The 15,658-nt window shown below is 60.2% G+C and carries 13 protein-coding genes; 8 read left to right on the top strand and 5 right to left on the bottom strand.

Features of this window, described 5'->3' with window-relative positions:
- Positions 1-270: 270 nt before the first annotated feature.
- A complete protein-coding gene (locus ACI77I_RS26235) occupies positions 271-1,845 on the bottom strand; it encodes an alkaline phosphatase D family protein (RefSeq protein WP_406999109.1) in 1,575 nt (524 codons plus the stop codon).
- Positions 1,842-2,396 (bottom strand): GNAT family N-acetyltransferase, encoded by a 555-nt coding sequence (locus tag ACI77I_RS26230; RefSeq protein ID WP_406999107.1) that lies wholly within the window; start codon positions 2,394-2,396, stop codon positions 1,842-1,844. Before ACI77I_RS26230 ends, ACI77I_RS26235 begins: the two co-directional genes overlap by 4 nt.
- A 190-nt stretch (positions 2,397-2,586) precedes the next feature.
- Between ACI77I_RS26230 and ACI77I_RS26225 the strand changes: the two genes are divergently transcribed.
- From ACI77I_RS26225 to ACI77I_RS26200, 6 genes are all read left to right on the top strand, one after another.
- Positions 2,587-2,994 carry a biopolymer transporter ExbD gene (locus tag ACI77I_RS26225; RefSeq protein WP_005786670.1) on the top strand — a complete coding sequence of 136 codons (408 nt, stop codon included), beginning with the start codon at positions 2,587-2,589 and terminating at the stop codon, positions 2,992-2,994.
- A gap of 2 nt (positions 2,995-2,996) precedes the next feature.
- A complete protein-coding gene (locus ACI77I_RS26220) occupies positions 2,997-3,731 on the top strand; it encodes an energy transducer TonB (protein WP_242155225.1) in 735 nt (244 codons plus the stop codon).
- A 24-nt stretch (positions 3,732-3,755) separates the two neighbouring features.
- Positions 3,756-6,035, top strand: a complete 2,280-nt coding sequence (locus ACI77I_RS26215; protein WP_094953752.1) for a TonB-dependent receptor — start codon at positions 3,756-3,758, stop codon at positions 6,033-6,035.
- Between the two features lie 17 nt (positions 6,036-6,052).
- Positions 6,053-6,700, top strand: a complete 648-nt coding sequence (locus tag ACI77I_RS26210) for a MotA/TolQ/ExbB proton channel family protein (RefSeq protein ID WP_094953753.1) — start codon at positions 6,053-6,055, stop codon at positions 6,698-6,700.
- Positions 6,701-6,755: 55 nt separating this feature from the next.
- Positions 6,756-7,973 carry a phospholipase D-like domain-containing protein gene (locus tag ACI77I_RS26205; RefSeq protein ID WP_406999104.1) on the top strand — a complete coding sequence of 406 codons (1,218 nt, stop codon included), beginning with the start codon at positions 6,756-6,758 and terminating at the stop codon, positions 7,971-7,973.
- Positions 7,974-8,248: 275 nt separating this feature from the next.
- The gene (locus tag ACI77I_RS26200; RefSeq protein WP_406999102.1) at positions 8,249-9,988 is read left to right on the top strand and encodes a dipeptidase; all 1,740 of its coding nucleotides are present in this window, start codon (positions 8,249-8,251) and stop codon (positions 9,986-9,988) included.
- Between the two features lie 29 nt (positions 9,989-10,017).
- Here ACI77I_RS26200 and ACI77I_RS26195 read toward each other — a convergent pair whose 3' ends face one another.
- Complete coding sequence (locus ACI77I_RS26195) at positions 10,018-11,673, bottom strand: M24 family metallopeptidase (protein ID WP_406999100.1); 1,656 nt, start codon at positions 11,671-11,673, stop codon at positions 10,018-10,020.
- A 78-nt stretch (positions 11,674-11,751) separates the two neighbouring features.
- On the opposite strand from ACI77I_RS26195, the gene ACI77I_RS26190 reads away from it, so the two are divergent.
- The gene (locus tag ACI77I_RS26190; protein WP_406999098.1) at positions 11,752-13,233 is read left to right on the top strand and encodes a PLP-dependent aminotransferase family protein; all 1,482 of its coding nucleotides are present in this window, start codon (positions 11,752-11,754) and stop codon (positions 13,231-13,233) included.
- Between the two features lie 61 nt (positions 13,234-13,294).
- Here ACI77I_RS26190 and ACI77I_RS26185 read toward each other — a convergent pair whose 3' ends face one another.
- A complete protein-coding gene (locus ACI77I_RS26185; RefSeq protein WP_094952724.1) occupies positions 13,295-13,546 on the bottom strand; it encodes a hypothetical protein in 252 nt (83 codons plus the stop codon).
- 75 nt (positions 13,547-13,621) lie between these two features.
- Positions 13,622-14,725: a polyamine ABC transporter substrate-binding protein gene (locus tag ACI77I_RS26180; protein WP_094952723.1), complete on the bottom strand. Its 1,104-nt coding sequence runs from the start codon at positions 14,723-14,725 to the stop codon at positions 13,622-13,624.
- A 138-nt stretch (positions 14,726-14,863) separates the two neighbouring features.
- Between ACI77I_RS26180 and ACI77I_RS26175 the strand changes: the two genes are divergently transcribed.
- Positions 14,864-15,655 (top strand): response regulator transcription factor, encoded by a 792-nt coding sequence (locus ACI77I_RS26175; protein WP_406999096.1) that lies wholly within the window; start codon positions 14,864-14,866, stop codon positions 15,653-15,655.
- Positions 15,656-15,658 lie beyond the last annotated feature (3 nt).

The following is a 15,658-nucleotide window of genomic DNA, read 5'->3' as shown; positions in this document are numbered from 1 at the left end:
ACCGCGATGACGTCGGCCCAGCAAACATTGATGTTGACTGACCCACCGCTTTCGCGGGCAAGTCGAATCGTCGCACCGCCGCTCCCACAGGGGATCTGCGCTTAACTGAACGGCATTAGGGCTTGCCCCGCGTTGGGGCGCGAAGCGGCCCTAATACAGCCACCGCATTTTTTCAGTAAGACTTAATCGCCAGGTTTTGGGGCTGCTTCGCAGCCCAACGCGGGGCAAGCCCGCTCGCCACATTGAGCTTGTGCTCAACCAAAGAGCCCATCAAACCGCAATCGCCCCCGCCCGCCCCGGCTCCACCACAAATGACTTGAGCGTCGACACCGTGGCGTTCGGATCGCGTGGGTCAGTAATCACGCGGAAGTTCGTCAGCATCTGTTGCGCCTCCAACGCCACCGAGACATACCCGCGCTGGCGACTGTCGAAGAACTTCACATGCGGGTTGAGCGGCAGGATCTGACTGAACGCCTCAAAAGGCGGACCATCGGAGGTCACCGAGCTGCCGACAAACTCGGTGGCAACGATGGGCGAGTCCGGGTTGTTGCCATCGGCGTGCAGGTCGGTGGTCCAGAACGAATGGATGTCGCCGCCCCAGAACACCGGATTGTTGAGCTTATGGCGCTGGATGGCCGCCAGCATCCGTGAGCGATTGGCCATGTAGCCATCCCAGCCATCGGTCCAATGACCCACCTTGTGGCTGGTCAAGTCACGCTGGATCAGCGGGGCCACCAGCAAATCCTGAGCGATCACATTCCACTGCGCCTTCGATTGCGCAAAGCCCTGGTCCAACCACGCCTCCTGTTGCCAGCCGAGCAGGGTGCGGCCAAGGTCGCGCAAGCCTGCGCAGGTGTTGGAAGCGATGTGCCCCTGGTGACTGCCGTTGGCTTGGATACACGGCTGCTCCGAGCGGTACTGGCGCCCATCCAGCACATGAAAACGCGCCAGCCGGCCGTAATCCAGGCGCCGGTAAATGCGCATGTCCGGCCCCTTCGGCACACTGCTGGCGCGCAGTGGCATATGTTCGTAAAACGCCTGGTACGCCGCTGCTCGTTGCTGCAGAAATTGCGCCACCGGAATCTTCGAGTCCTGGGACCAGCGGTTGGCGTAGTCGTTCTGCACCTCGTGGTCATCCCAGGTCGCCACGCTGGGCGCTGCGGCGTGCAAGGCTTGCAGGTCCGGGTCGGTTTTATACAAGGCGTAGCGGTTGCGGTAGTCAGTGAGGCTCACGGCATTGCCGCTGCCGTGGGGGCGAATGATCTTGCCCGAGTCCGCGGCGTAGGAGCTGTCGTAAATATAGTCGCCGAGAAAAAACACCAGGTCAGGTTGCTCCGCCGCCAAGTGGCGATAGGCGCTGAAATACCCGCGCTCCCAGTGCGAGCAGGAGACAAACCCCACAGTTGCCGCCGCCATGGCGTGCAGCGGCGGCGCGGTACGTGCCTGGCCCACCGGGCTCTGCGCGCCGAGGCTATCGAACTGATACCAATACGGCCTGCCCGCCTCCAACCCCGCGACCTCGATATGCACCGAATGGGCAAAGCGCTCTGTCGCCAGCACCTCGCCGTGCTTGACGATACGCGTCATCGCCGCATCGCTGGCCACGCGCCAACGCACCGGCACTGCGCGACTCAGCCCACCACGGCCATCCGCTGCATTGAATAACGGCGCCAGGCGCGTCCAGATCACAAAGCCATCCGGCAGTGGGTCGCCGCTGGCCACGCCGAGGGTGAACGGGTAATCCACCCCGGCACTGCGCGCAAACGGGCTGAGGATTGCAAACGCGGTGGCGACTGCCAGCCCCGTCAGTACTCGACGCCGGCCCTGGTCCACCGCGTCACTCACAGTGCGCGCTCCCAGTCGTCGCGCACGGTGGCGAATACCAGCAAGTCCTCATACACGCCGTTCTTGAGAAACGCCTCGCGCATGCAGCCTTCATAACGCAGGCCGATTTTCTGCATGACCCGCGCCGATTCCTTGTTGCGACCAAAGCACTGGCTGCCGACGCGCTGTAACCCCAACTCGGTGAAGCCGAAATCCATCATCGTGCTCGCCGCTTCTGCCGCATAACCCTGGTTGCGGCAGTGCGCCGCGACCCAGTAGGCAAGGTGACCATAGTGGTGACGGGCGTTGATGCGCAGGCTGACCATGCCGATCAATTCGCCGGTTTCACGCAGGTGCATGCCCTGGCCCAACAGACCACCCGCCCGGTATGTTTCCTGCATCTGGCCAATAAACGTCTGAGCCACTTCCAAGGTGTAGGGCGACGGAATATTCGCCGTGTTATCAGCGATTGCGGGGTCGCTGACAAGGCGAAAAAGCGTCTCGGCCTGGTCCATTTCCAGTGCCCGCAAGCGTAGTCGCGGGGTCAACAATTGAGGCAATGCAGTCGGCATACGAAGCGGCTCTGAAGATAAATTCCTCCAGAATGTGCGCGCTTCGTGTCAATTTCATTACGTCACAAAACCGCAAGGCAAATCATCTGTAAGACACGTCCTAGAGCCTTTAAAACGTAAATTAAAGTTAACCATTCGGTCATTTTTGGTTGTTAGCGTGTCGCCCCTAATTCAATAACGGGGTAACGGAATGAGAACCTGGGACGAACCCAAAAAACGCAAGGCGCACATCGAACTGATCCCGATGATCGACGTGATGATGTTCCTCCTGGTGTTTTTCGTACTGGTGAGCCTGAACGTGATTCCGGCCCTTGGCATGAAGACGCAATTGCCCAGCGCCAGCAGTTCGCAGCAGCTCAAACCGCAGAACAAATTCATCCTGACCTTGGGCCTGGAAGGTCAGTTGCAACTCGACGGCAAGGACCTCACGGTCGATGCCCTGGTACCGGCGCTGAAGGCGGCTGAAAAGCCGGACACCAAGTCAACGATCATCGTCAACAGTGACAAGGGCGTGGAGGTTTCACGTCTGGTGGAGGTCATGGACACCCTGCGCCTGGGTGGCTTTACCTCCGTGTCCATCGCCACGCGTAAGTCCTGAACATGTACGTCTTGTTTCGTGCGCGTCAGCTGCTGGGCAGTGTCCCGGCCCTGATCGCCCTGGTGCTGATTGCAATGGGCATCCAGTCACAGACGTTGAAGGTCGAGCCGGTGTACGACGAGTCGGCGGTCGAGTTGGCGCTGGTCGAGCCAGAGCCCGAAGTGGTTCCGACACCGGTGGTGGAGCAAGAGCCGCCGCCACCGGTGATCGAGGACGAAGAGGCCGAACCGGCCCCGCCTCCACCGCCGCCAAAGCCACTGCCAAAACCTGAACCCAAGCCCAAGCCGGTGCCCAAGCCCAAACCCGTCGTGGCCGCCAAGCCGACACCCACGCCTACACCAGCGCCACCGGTGGCCGCCAAACCGGTACAAGCCGCCGCCGCCCCGACACCCGCGCCGCCCGCCCCACCGGCGCCGCCCAAGGTCGACGGCCAGGCCCTGGAAGGCGGTTACCTCAAGGGTTTGCGCAACGAGCTGGACACCTACAAGCAGTACCCCACCGGTCGCCAGGCTTCCCTCGAACGCCCCAGCGGCGAAGTGGTGGTGTGGTTGCTGGTCGATCGCCAGGGTCGCGTTCTGGACGCAGGCGTGCAAACCCAGGCCTCGAGCATGTTGCTCAACCGGGCCGCCGCCAACAGCTTGCGGCGCATCAAGCAAGTCAAGCCGTTCCCCGAGCAAGCCTTCGGGGGGCGCAATGAGCAGCGCTTCACCGCCACCTTCAACTACAGCGTGCAATAAGCACCCGACACCAGGACGACAGTGATGAGGTTCACACGTATTCATCTGGCACTTGTTGCCGCAAGCATGGGCCATGGGATGGCCATGGCAGATACAAGCGACAGTGACGTCGGCACGATTGGGGTTCAGGGCAAGGCCACCGCGGGTGGCGGCTACATGGTGCAGGAAGAAAGCATCAAAGGCCGCTCCACGATCACCAAGGAAGCGCTGGATAAACAGACCGCCACCGGTAACGCAATCGACAAGCTCAAGTACACCCCGGGCCTGAACATCTCCAGCGAGGACAACACCGGCCTGTCGGGCTTTCGCTTCACCATGCGCGGGCTCAACTCCGACCAGGTGGGGATGTCGGTGGACGGCATGCCGATCAACGACTCCGGCAACTACGCGCTGTACTCCAACCTGCTGGGCGACCCGGAAAACATCGACCAGATCTTCGTCACCCAAGGCTCATCCGAGGCCGACGGCCCGCACATCGGTTCCAGCGGCGGCAACATCGGTATCGTGACCATTCGCCCAACCAAAGAAACCGGTGCCTTCGTCAAGCAGATCGTCGGCAGCAACGCCACCCGCAAGACCTTCGCGCGGCTCAACACCGGCGAGGTCAATGGCCTGAGCAACTGGCTGTCGGTGTCCCACACCGAAGGCCAGATGTGGCGCGGTTCAGGCGCCGTGCGCGCGGACAAGGTGGAGTGGAACAGCTTCTTCGATGCCGGCAACGGCAACACTGCCAACCTGATCCTCAAGTACCACGAGCAGGACAACAACAGCTACAGCCAGCTGACCAAGGGCCAGTTCCAGCAGTACGGCCGCAAGTACGACCCCTACCCCGCCAACCCGACGGTGGGCAGTAACGGCAAGCTCAACAGCTACTACGCGCTGGCGCAGAACCCGTTCCAGACCTTTACCGGCGTGCTCAACACCCAATTCAAACTGGCCGATAACCTGGCCCTCTCGGTGATCCCGTATTACTACTGGGGCAACGGCAGCGGCGTGGGTTCTTCCAGCTATGCGCTGAACCGTGGCTCGAACCAAGGCGGCATCTTCGACCTGGGCAACTTGCCCACCGCCGCCCAGTACAACGCTGACGGTTCCTCCACCACCGGCGTCTACTATCGCCCTTCGCGCACGCAGACCTGGCGCCCGGGCATTACCACCAAGCTGAACTGGGACCTGGGCGATCACAGCCTGCAATTCGGCTACTGGTACGAACGCGCGCGCCAAAGCCAGACCCAGCCGTTCATTGCCCTAAAGAGCAGCGGCAAACCCACCGACACCTGGCCCGACGGCAACGCCGTGGTCGATGCCAACGGCAACACCGTGCAGGGTCGCGACCGTTTCACCGTCACCCCGGCGCAAAAAGTCTGGGCCCAGGACACTTGGTACATCAACCCAGACTGGACCTTGGTGGCAGGCCTGGCCTACATGAACGTCAAACGCGACGGCACCAACCACGGCAGCCTCACCGAGCAGCCGGAAAAGCGTAACCAGAGCTACAACAAGCTGCTGCCCAACGTCGGCCTCAAGTACCAGCTCGACGAGCGTGACCAGTTGTTCTACAGCCTGTCACGCAACATGCGCATACCGCAGAACTACGTGCTGTACGACAAGGGCCTGGACTCGATCAACGCCAAGCCGGAAACCAGCTGGAACCACGAACTGGGCTGGCGCTTCACCGACGAAGACATGACCGTGGCGGCCACCTTGTTCTACATGCAGTTCAAGGATCGCCAAGTCTCGTCCAAAGACATCAACGGTGACTTCGCCGACATCAACGCCGGCTCCGTCAACAACAGCGGCCTGGAACTGGAGTGGAGCGGCCTGCTGCCCAACCACTTCAACTACTACACCTCCTACACCTACACCAAGGCCGAGCAGCAGGATGACTTGACCGTCTACAACGCGGGCAAAGCCATCGTCCTGCCCACCAGCGGCAAGCAGTTCGCCAACGTGCCGAAGAACATGCTGGCGGCCAACATCGGCTACGACGACGGCCGCTTCTACGGCACCTTCGGTGGCAAATACACCAGCAAGCTGTTTGGCGACCTGACCAACGATGAAGCGATTTCCGGCCGCACCGTGTTCAACCTCGGCGCCGGTATCTACCTGCCGGTGGACAAGAAGGTGGTCAAGGACGCGACCCTGCGCCTGAACGTCGACAACCTGTTCGACAAGAAATACCTGGACGGCGTGTACACCACCAAGACCAACGCCGGCACCTACAGCGGCTTCAAGGACGGCGACCCGGCTTACATCGTTGGCCTGGACCGCACCGTAACCGTTTCCCTGGAAGCGAATTTCTAACTACGAGGCTTTAGATCATGGACATGAACCTGCTTCACGACATCACCTTTTATGTGATGTACGCCGCCATGGCGATTGCGATTTTTATCAGCATCGAACGCGGCATTTACTTCGCCTACGTGCGCCGCCAGGCCCGCGCCTTGACCGAGGTACTGGGCGCCAACGTGCACAGCGAGCGCGACCTGCCGCAAAGCCTGACCCACCGCGACAGCCTGCCACTGAACATGGTGCTGCCGGTGCTGGCACAGAAGGCGTCCCAGGGTTCGCGCAAAGACCTGGACGATGAAATCGAAACCCAGTATCTGAAGACGCGTGCGCCACTCTCGCGCAGCCTGTGGATCATCGAAACCATCACCACTGCCGCGCCATTGCTCGGTCTGTTGGGCACCATCCTCGGCATCATCGACACCTTCAAGGCGCTGGCGTCGGCGGGCGTATCCGACCCTGGCCAGATCTCCGGTGGCATCGGTACGGCCTTGTTCGCCACGGGTTTGGGTATCGCTATCGCGTTGTTTTGCGTGGTGTTCCACAACTTCTTCCAGGACAGCCTGGAGCGCATCAACGATCAACTGAAGATCCTGCTGATTCGCGCCGCCACCGGTGCCCGCGTGCAGGGTGAAGTACCGCACTTGGTGCCAACACCGTTGCACAGCCGCACCGCGTGACATCCGGGGCGGGCACATGATGTGCCCGTCGTTCTTTTTGCCCGATGAGACGCCTATGGCCCTTTCGATGAAGTTGCGTATCGCAGGCCTCACCGGCTTGCTCCTCAGCCCGCTGGCCCAGGCGGACTTTTCTATTCCAGGCTTTGAACTGGTGCACACCGTGCCGATGGATACCGTGCTGGGCACTGCCGATTTGCGCCAGCCGGGGCCGGTATGGATCGAACTGTTTGACGGCGCGAAAAACAGCATTGATATCGGCCAGTTCTACGCGGCCGACCATCCCGGCTCGGTGATGGACACGGTGATTGAACACCTGGAAGCCGCCGGCAAACGCGGTGTGAAAATTCGCTTTTTGCTGGAAGAAAAAGGCATCAAATTGTCGGAGGCCTCCACCCTGGAACGCCTGCGCGCGATTCCCAACCTGACCTTTCGCGTCCTGTCGTATGGGCAACTGAGCGGCGGGATCATCCACGCCAAGTACATGCTGGTGGACGGCAAGCAGGCGTTTATCGGCAGTCAGAATTTCGACTGGCGCTCGCTGGAACAGATCCACGAGACCGGGCTGCGTATCAGTGATGCAACGGTGGTCAGCCAAGTGCAGGCGATCTTCAATCAGGACTGGCAAGCCCAGGCCGCGCTCGCGGATAAACAACCCGTGCCGTTGCCTGCCCCAAGCCAGGAACCTGCACGCACCGGCAACTATCTAGTGGCCAGCCCGCAACGCTACAACCCACCGGGCGTGGGCGACTCGCAGTTGGAACTGCCGCGTCTGCTGAGCGAGGCAAAAAAAGAAGTGCGTGTGCAACTGCTCGACTACGCACCGCTGTCCTACGGCCCAGACAGAACCCGGCCGTACTACGCGGTGATCGACAACGCCGTGCGCGCCGCCGCCGCGCGCGGGGTGTCGGTCAAGCTGATGGTCTCCAACTGGAACACCGACAAACTGGAGCTGCCCTACCTCAAGAGCCTGGCGGTGTTGCCCAACGTGCAGGTGAAGATCGTCACATTGCCCGAGGCCAAGCAAGGGTTTATCCCTTACGCGCGGGTGATCCACAGCAAGGCCATGGAGATCGACGGGCAAGTGGCGTGGGTCGGCACCAGCAACTGGCTGGGCGGGTACCTGGATAACTCGCGCAACCTGGAGGTGGTGATGCGCAGCGAGGCAATGGCCAAGCGCATAGGCCAATTGCATGAGCAGTTGTGGGATGGACCGTATGCCAAGGCGCTGGAGGTCATGGCGCAGTATCCGGATCCGCATCCGGGTAAGCCTTGATCTGAACTCGGTTATTGAGGCACCACAAAACCCCTGTGGGAGCGGGCTTGCCCGCGATAGCGGAGTGTCAGTCAAAGTAGAAGGTGACTGACACTACGTCATCGCGGGCAAGCCCGCTCCCACAGTTGAATCTCTTCAATCCGGGCATTTGAGTAGGATATTTCCTTCACCAGGGTCTCCCCTACCGCTCCTTCGTGATGGTAGTGTGTGGAAATGTTTCTGACAGTTTGATCAGAAACGCCCCACTCACTACCTGCAAAGGAATGCCTTCAACAATGCACTTCCCACTCAAAAAACGGGTTGCCGCCACCCTGTTCGCCGCCAGCCTCTGCGCCGTCGCTGCGCCTGCATTCGCCAACATCAGCGCCGAACAAAGCGCGACGATTATCAAGGGTTTCAGCGAAACCCCGGCCACCGATTTCCGTGGTTTCCTCGCCACCCTGGCCAAGGGCGACCTGGGCAAAACCGCCGACGTCGGCCCGGCCATCGAGGCCTTCCTTGCCAACAAAACCCTGACCGCCGACCAGCAGAACGAGATCAATCGTCTGCTGGGTATTTACACGCGGGTGAAGTATGGCAAGGCCGCCCTCGAAACCCTGCGCGAGCTGGTAGAGATCCCGACGTTTAACATCGACGGCCTGCCGCAGTACAAGAACCCGGAGTTCCTCAAGATCGCCGATAAGATTCAGGGCCTGGCCAAGGCCTTCAACCTGAACTTCCGTAACGTCGACAACCGCGTGTACGAAATTTCCCTGGAAGGCAGCGGCGATGAAGTGGTCGGTATCCACGCCCACGCCGACGTGGTGCCCGTGACGCCGGAGAACTGGGTGCTCAAAGACGGCACCAAACTCGACCCGTTCAAGGTCACGCTGATCGGCGACCGCATGTACGGCCGTGGCACCGAAGATGACAAAAACGGCATCGTCGTGGCCCTGTACGCCATGAAGGTGATCAAGGAAGAGAAGCTGCCACTGGCGCGCAACTTCAAGCTGCTGGTGGACACCACCGAGGAAACGTCGGGCGACGCGATTCCTTACTACTTCGAACACAACCCAGTGCCGCAATACAACCTGGCACTGGACGGTGGCTACCCAGTGGTGATTGCCGAGAAAGGCTACGGCACCGTGATGGCCACCTTCCCGGTGCGCAAGGGCGAAGGCAAAGGCGCACAAATCATTTCGATGACCGGCGGCATGGCCACCAACCAGATTCCTTCGGTGTCAGTGGCCACTCTGGTCAGCGACAAACCGGCCGAATTGGCCGCCAGCCTGCAGCAAGCCGGTGCTGACTACGTCAAGCGCAATGGCGGCGACTTCGAAGTGACGGCCAAGGTGGTCGGCAAAGAGGTCAAGCTGACGGTCACCGGCGTGTCTGCTCACTCGTCCGAGCCGCAAACCGGTGTCAACCCGGTCGCACGTATGCTCGAGCTGATCCACGGCGTCGACGGCAAGATCGCCCTCAAGCACAACCACATCACCGACGCCGCGCGTTATGCCGCCGACAACTGGGGCCTGGATTACCTCGGTGGCAAGCTGGGCGTGGGCTTCTCTGATGCGTTCATGGGACCTTTGACCACGTCGCTGACCTTTGTCGGCCAGGATGACAAAGCCTTCAAACTGGCCGTGAACCTGCGTGTGCCGAAGGGCAAATCGCCGGAAAAACTCAAGGCAGAAATTGCTGACAAACTGAGCGCCTGGGATAAACAAACGAAGGTTAAGGTGAGCTTCACCTACTCGGTAGCCGAGCCGATGTACCGCAACCCTGAAGGCGAGTGGGTGAAAGCCTTGCTGGCCGTGGCCAGCGAAAACCTGGGCATGGAACACACGTTCGGTACGTCGGCCGGCGCCACCTCCGTGCATGAACTGCCCAATGGCGTGCAGTTCGGCCTGGCGCGCCCGGAAGTGAAGTACACCGGGCACACCGACGGTGAGTTCAAAACGGTCGACCAGTTCCTGCTGGACCTGCAGATCGTCACTGAAATGATGGGCCGCGTCGGCCAGTTACCGAAGCTCTGACGCCCTTTGAGCCCGCCGCAATGGCGGGCTCATCGCATCAGGATATCTTCGAAAAACCCGCCGATGGGCAACGTGGGATGACAGAGCTGGATCTCCAGTACCCACACCATTTCGCTGGGGGTAATCTCCAAGTCAGCCAGCTCCTTGTCCCCGAACAACGCATGGGGGAAATCCGCGATGCGGTGACCTGCCAGATTGCGTGACAGCCGCCAGCCTTTTGCCACGGCACGGTCTTCGGCGAAGTCATAGAGTTCACAACCGGTCATGCCCCGCAGCCAAGCTTCGCGGGTCTCATCGAAGACTTCATGCAGCACCTTCCTGCAATCGTGGTGCAACGGCGCCTCGCCGAAGATGAAGGTGTCGCCGTAGTCACCCTCGTAGCCGTCCCACACCGGCCCCAGGTCCACCACCACAATGTCGCTCGGGCGCAGTCTGCGCAGCGGGTCAATCCCTTCCCGGGACGGGCGCACCGTGTCGTCGCCAAAGCGAATGTAGGTCGGGTGCCAGGTATGCGAGGCGCCCATGGCCTGCAATTGCTGGCTGGCCATTTCCAGGGCGGCGCCGGTGGTCATGCCGAGCGTCAACTGGCTGGCGATTGCGGCCAGCGCTCGCACGGTTTTTTCACGCGCGGCGAGCATGCCGTCCAGCGAATAGCGGGGGCCGACTTTTTCCCAGGTGCCATCCCGCGAACCGAGCAGCGTATCGGCGCTCGACCGGCCACTGGGCACGAAGGCTTCGGCAACAAAACGATGGCTCGGCAAGCCCGCTGCCAGGCACTGCGCACGCGTCTGGCTGATCATGCCGCCGCTACCGCAGGCATACACCTGCGCCGCTTCCCAGTTGTGCCCATGGCTCAGCGCAACGTCCTGCACCCGGCCTTCTGTTGCCAATACCGGGTGCCAGTGAAAATGCGCGTGGTCGATGACAAATTTGTCCAGAAATGCGCGCTCGTAAAAATCTGTGGCCTGCGCGCCGCCCCAGTAAAACGTCACCTCGACATCACGTTTCAAGGCCGTCAGCAGGATCGGCTTGATACCCGCGTAGCCGGTGCCCGTGGCGAACAGGACCACGGGCGCAGCGTCATCGTCCTGCCAGGTGCAGGCACCAAAAGGCCCTTCCAGTTGCAACAGATCGCCGGCCTCAAAGTCGCCCAGCAAGGTCTCGGAGAACAGCCCGCCGCTGACCCGGCGAATCTGAAACACCAAACGCCCATCGCCATCGGCCGGCAGGTTGGCGATCGAGAAGCAACGTGAGTCGCCGTCGACCAAGCGGAACTTGAGGTATTGGCCCGCCCGCACGGCCAACGGCCTATCCGGCATCACCACCAACTCAATGATGTCGGGGCTCAGTGCGCGCTTACTCAGCACCGTCGCCTCGACCTCCAGCGCAGGCGTGTCCAGCGACCAGCCGGGAATCTCCAGGCGCATGTCGGCGCAGGCATGGCTTTGGCATAACAGCAGTTCATTGGCGGCCAGCGGGTAACAAGGCGCAGGTGCGCCGGGCGCCAGTTGCTTGGCCCGGTACTGCCCTTGGGTGACCACGACTTTGCACGAGCCACACGCGCCGCGTCGGCACGAGAACGGCACCGACAGGCCACTGGCGAGCATCGCGTCGAGCAGCAGTTCGTCACCGGCTTCAAAGGTTTTCCCCGAGGGGGACAGTTCGATGACATGGCGTGTGTGCATAAAAACCTCAGGGGTGAGTGAGGCTTGATTGTTGCGCTAGACTAGGCCCATTAGAACCTCCAGTTTTGGATACTTCAGATGGTCCAGATTCGTAAAGGGCGCCCGTTGCTCAAGCTTGATACGAACACACGCCAAGCGTCCTATCGCCAGATTGCCGAAGGCCTCGTCGCGGCGATCCTCGACGGGCGGCTGCCGCCGGGCACGTTGCTGCCCGGCACGCGGGAAATGGCGAAGCTGCTCGACGTCAACCGCAAGACCGTGATCCTGGCCTACGAAGAAGCCTTGACCAAAGGCTGGCTGATCAGCGAGCCGCGGCGCGGCACGTTCGTGAATGCGCAACTGGTGCCCACGCCATTGCCCAGTCGCGCGCAACCGTCCTTTGCACCGCCCATCCGCGCGCAAGCCGTGGTCCCGTATTTCACCCAGAACGCCCAGGTGATTGCACTCCAACATCGGCATGACGCGCTGTTTTTCGATAACGGTGCCTGCGATCACCGCTTGCTGCCGCAGGCGGTCCTGCACCGCTACTACCGCAACGCGCTGCGCAGCAGCTTTGCGTCCAATAGCGTGCGCTACGGCAGTGAAGGTACCGGCTATGAGTTGCGCTGCGCGCTGGCCGAGATGCTGCGCAGCAATCGCGGGCTGACGGTCAACGCCGAGAACATCTGCCTGACACCGGGCACTCAGGTGTCGCTGTACCTGACCGCCAGCCTGCTGATCAAGCCAGGCGACGTGGTGCTGGTGGAGCGCCTGAGCTACCCGCCGGCCTGGGAAATCTTCCGCAAGTTGGGTGCGCACCTGGTCACCGTCGACATGGACGATGAAGGCTGCCGCACGGACCACATCGAGCAGTTATGCCAAACGCATAAGGTGCGGATGATCTACGTCACGCCGCACCACCAGTTCCCCACCACCGTGAGCCTGCATGCGGCGCGACGCCAACAGCTACTGGCCTTGGCGGCCGTGCATGACGTCTGCATCATTGAGGAGGACTACGACCACGAATATCACTTCAACGGGCGGCCGTATCTGCCGCTGGCCAGTGATCAGGCGCAACGCCATGTGATCTACATCGGGTCGTTATCCAAAGCGCTGGGGTCGACGTTTCGCTGCAGTTATGTGGTGGCCCCCGCCAGTGTGATTGAGGTGCTGCAACGCAGCGCCGCTCTGGTGGTGGGGGATACCGATGCGGTCGCGCAAAAGATGCTGGCGGACCTGATCAATCAGGGTGAATTGAAGAAACACCTGCGCCGCGTTTCAAAAGAATACGCGGCGCGACGAGAGGTCCTGCAGGGCTGCCTGCATGAGGCATTCGGCGACAGAATCCAGGTGCGCGAGCCGGAAGGCGGCCTGGCGCTGTGGGTGCGTTTCCAGGATGAAACAGACGTCGATCACTTGGTAGAAACCGCGCTGGCGCATGGCGTTGTGGTACGTAGCGCGCGTCAGTTTTCGCCCATGAACCTGTCGGAAAATGCACTGCGCCTGGGTTTTGCTTCGCTGGATCGGGACGAGATCCGTGAAGCCACGCTGCGCTTGGCGCGGGCCATGAACGCGCGTTGAACACAGCAACAAAAACGCCGATCAGCATTGATCGGCGTTTTTTGGTTAGAGCGTTCAGCGTTTAGAGAGGGAGCATTAAACGAGACTTCTCTTCCACTCGGGCAAGTTCAGGGAATTCCAGCAGCAAGGCTCTGTTGCCCCTGCCGATGTGCTCCATCACCGCCCGCGTGACGAGTTCACGCACCATCCCGGTTGAGACGTAATACATGGCCCAGGCTTGTTCAGGCGTACAGTGACCGATCTGTTCCTCGATTTCCTTGTACGCCTTGTAGTCGTCCGATTTCACGTCGCACTGGTCATCACGTTGGCCCATGATTTGTCTCCCTCTCTGGGGCTTGTGCAAAAGCCCCCTTGGTCAGTCGCAAGACATCCCCGTTCACTCATCCGATCACGTACCACTCTTCACTTTGGTCCACACACGCGTACGAATGCGCTCCAACTTCAACGGCAGCGGTTCTAGCGGCACCAGTGTGGCAATGGTCTCTTTGGACGGATAAATCCACGGGTTGTCGCGCAGTTTCTGCTCTACAAGCGCAGTGGCATCCTTGTTGGCGTTGGGGTAAAGCGTGTGGTTTGAGCTCTTGGCAATCACGCCCGGTTCCAGCATGTAGTTGATAAACGCCAAGCCGGCCTTGGCGTTGGGCGCATCTTTGAGCAGTACAAAGTTTTCCGACCACACCAGCCCGCCCTCGCGCGGCAAGCTGTAGGCAATCTTGCGCCCGGTGTTGTTTTTCTCATTGATGGCTTGTGCCGTCAGCGCCCCGCTCGCCCAACCCACGACCACACAAATATTGCCGTCGGCGAAGTCGGCATCGGTTCGGGAGGAATCGAAGTAGAGGACGTAAGGGCGGATTTTCAACAGCAGCGCCTGTGCCTTCTGGTAGTCCTCAGGGTTCTGGCTGTTACTTGGCAGGCCGAGGTAATGCAAAGCGATCGAAATGATTTCACTTGGCGAGTCGAGCATCGCCACGCCACATGACTTGAGCTTGCTGATGTTTTCTTCTTTGAAGATCAAGTCCCAGCTGTCCACCGGGGCGTTATCACCCAGGGCTGCTTTGACTTTATCAACGTCATAACCAATGCCGGTGGTGCCCCACAAGTAGGGCACGGCGTAGCGATTACCCGGGTCGTTGGCCGAAAGCAGGGCCAGCATCTCGGGGTCGATATGGGAAAAATTACTCAGTTGGCTGCGGTCCAGCGGCGCAAGCACGCCCGCCTGGATCAGGCTTGGCAGGACATTCGAGGTGGCGACGACAACGTCATACCCGGTGCGCCCGGCCATGACTTTGCTCTGCATGATCTCGGCACTGTCGAAGGCATCCACGTGCATCCGCGTACCGGTTTTCTGCTCGAATTCCTTGGGGGTTTCTGGGGCGATCAAGCCGAACCAGTTGTACAGGTTTACCCGTGGTTCTGCCGCCGCTGCCGGTGCGCTGGCACCGATGCAAACCAGCGAGGCCAAAAAAAGCGCTCGCAAATGTGATTGACTCATATAACTATCCTTGTCAAAACGACAGGTCTTCATGACCATGATCCATTGGCTGGTGAATATACCCGGCACGCTCGAATAGTAAATACCTACAAGTACTTAGCTCGGGCCTACAAATCCCTAACCCTAAAGGGGTAGAACATGTCATTCGACCTGCACAACCTGGCCTGGCATCGATCCGCCGGCAAGTTGATCATGGAGCTGAACCGTCCAGCCTTCTGGAGCTCTCTGGTTCGCGTGTTAAAGGAATATGTGCAGATCGATAACTGGGTGGTGTTGGTGTTCCGCGATCAACAGGTCAACGTCATCTGCGTGACCGAAGTGGCCGATGCGCAGGAAGTGGACGCACTGACCGAGCGCTATGTGAAAGGGCTGTACCTGCTCGACCCGTTTTACATTGCCAACCGTGAAAACCCGCAGAGTGGCTTTTTTCATTTGTCGGATATAGCGCCCGAGCACTTTCTGACCACCGAGTATTACCACCAGTATTTCGCCCAGTATGTCTCCGTGGACGAGGTGCAATACAACGTGCAACTCGACGCGGACAGAACGCTGTGCATTTCATTTGGCAGCAACGTGCGCTTCAGCCCGGAGCAGGTCACCACCCTGGATATCATCAAGCCTTGGGTCATGGCGCTGATGCATCAACGCATGTGCTTTGAAATCGACGTCGAAAAAAACCTCAATGAACCACCGCTCTGGTCCGAAGCAATTATTCAGCTGGGCACACAGATCACCACGCGGGAAAAGGACGTACTCAAATTACTGCTCAGTGGTTTTTCTAACAAAGAGATCGCCGGCAAACTGTTCCTGTCGACAGAAACCGTCAAGGTGCACCGGCGCAACATCTACAACAAATTGAACATCAAGTCCCAGTCCGAACTGTTTGCGCGTTTCTTCATGCCCAAACAGGATATTCACGCGCTGAACTAGGCG

This window comes from Pseudomonas sp. D47 (genome assembly GCF_045447305.1).
GTDB lineage: Bacteria > Pseudomonadota > Gammaproteobacteria > Pseudomonadales > Pseudomonadaceae > Aquipseudomonas.
This window is presented reverse-complemented; position numbering and strand designations above follow the sequence as displayed.

What these genes read in the sequence shown, in the direction of transcription:
- ACI77I_RS26230 (WP_406999107.1), bottom strand. Translation starts at nt 2,396, where the DNA reads ATGCCGACTGCATTGCCTCAATTGTTGACCCCGCGACTACGCTTGCGG.
- ACI77I_RS26225 (WP_005786670.1), top strand. Translation starts at nt 2,587, where the DNA reads ATGAGAACCTGGGACGAACCCAAAAAACGCAAGGCGCACATCGAACTG.
- ACI77I_RS26220 (WP_242155225.1), top strand. Translation starts at nt 2,997, where the DNA reads ATGTACGTCTTGTTTCGTGCGCGTCAGCTGCTGGGCAGTGTCCCGGCC.
- ACI77I_RS26215 (WP_094953752.1), top strand. Translation starts at nt 3,756, where the DNA reads ATGAGGTTCACACGTATTCATCTGGCACTTGTTGCCGCAAGCATGGGC.
- ACI77I_RS26210 (WP_094953753.1), top strand. Translation starts at nt 6,053, where the DNA reads ATGGACATGAACCTGCTTCACGACATCACCTTTTATGTGATGTACGCC.
- ACI77I_RS26205 (WP_406999104.1), top strand. Translation starts at nt 6,756, where the DNA reads ATGGCCCTTTCGATGAAGTTGCGTATCGCAGGCCTCACCGGCTTGCTC.
- ACI77I_RS26200 (WP_406999102.1), top strand. Translation starts at nt 8,249, where the DNA reads ATGCACTTCCCACTCAAAAAACGGGTTGCCGCCACCCTGTTCGCCGCC.
- ACI77I_RS26195 (WP_406999100.1), bottom strand. Translation starts at nt 11,673, where the DNA reads ATGCACACACGCCATGTCATCGAACTGTCCCCCTCGGGGAAAACCTTT.
- ACI77I_RS26190 (WP_406999098.1), top strand. Translation starts at nt 11,752, where the DNA reads ATGGTCCAGATTCGTAAAGGGCGCCCGTTGCTCAAGCTTGATACGAAC.
- ACI77I_RS26185 (WP_094952724.1), bottom strand. Translation starts at nt 13,546, where the DNA reads ATGGGCCAACGTGATGACCAGTGCGACGTGAAATCGGACGACTACAAG.
- ACI77I_RS26180 (WP_094952723.1), bottom strand. Translation starts at nt 14,725, where the DNA reads ATGAGTCAATCACATTTGCGAGCGCTTTTTTTGGCCTCGCTGGTTTGC.
- ACI77I_RS26175 (WP_406999096.1), top strand. Translation starts at nt 14,864, where the DNA reads ATGTCATTCGACCTGCACAACCTGGCCTGGCATCGATCCGCCGGCAAG.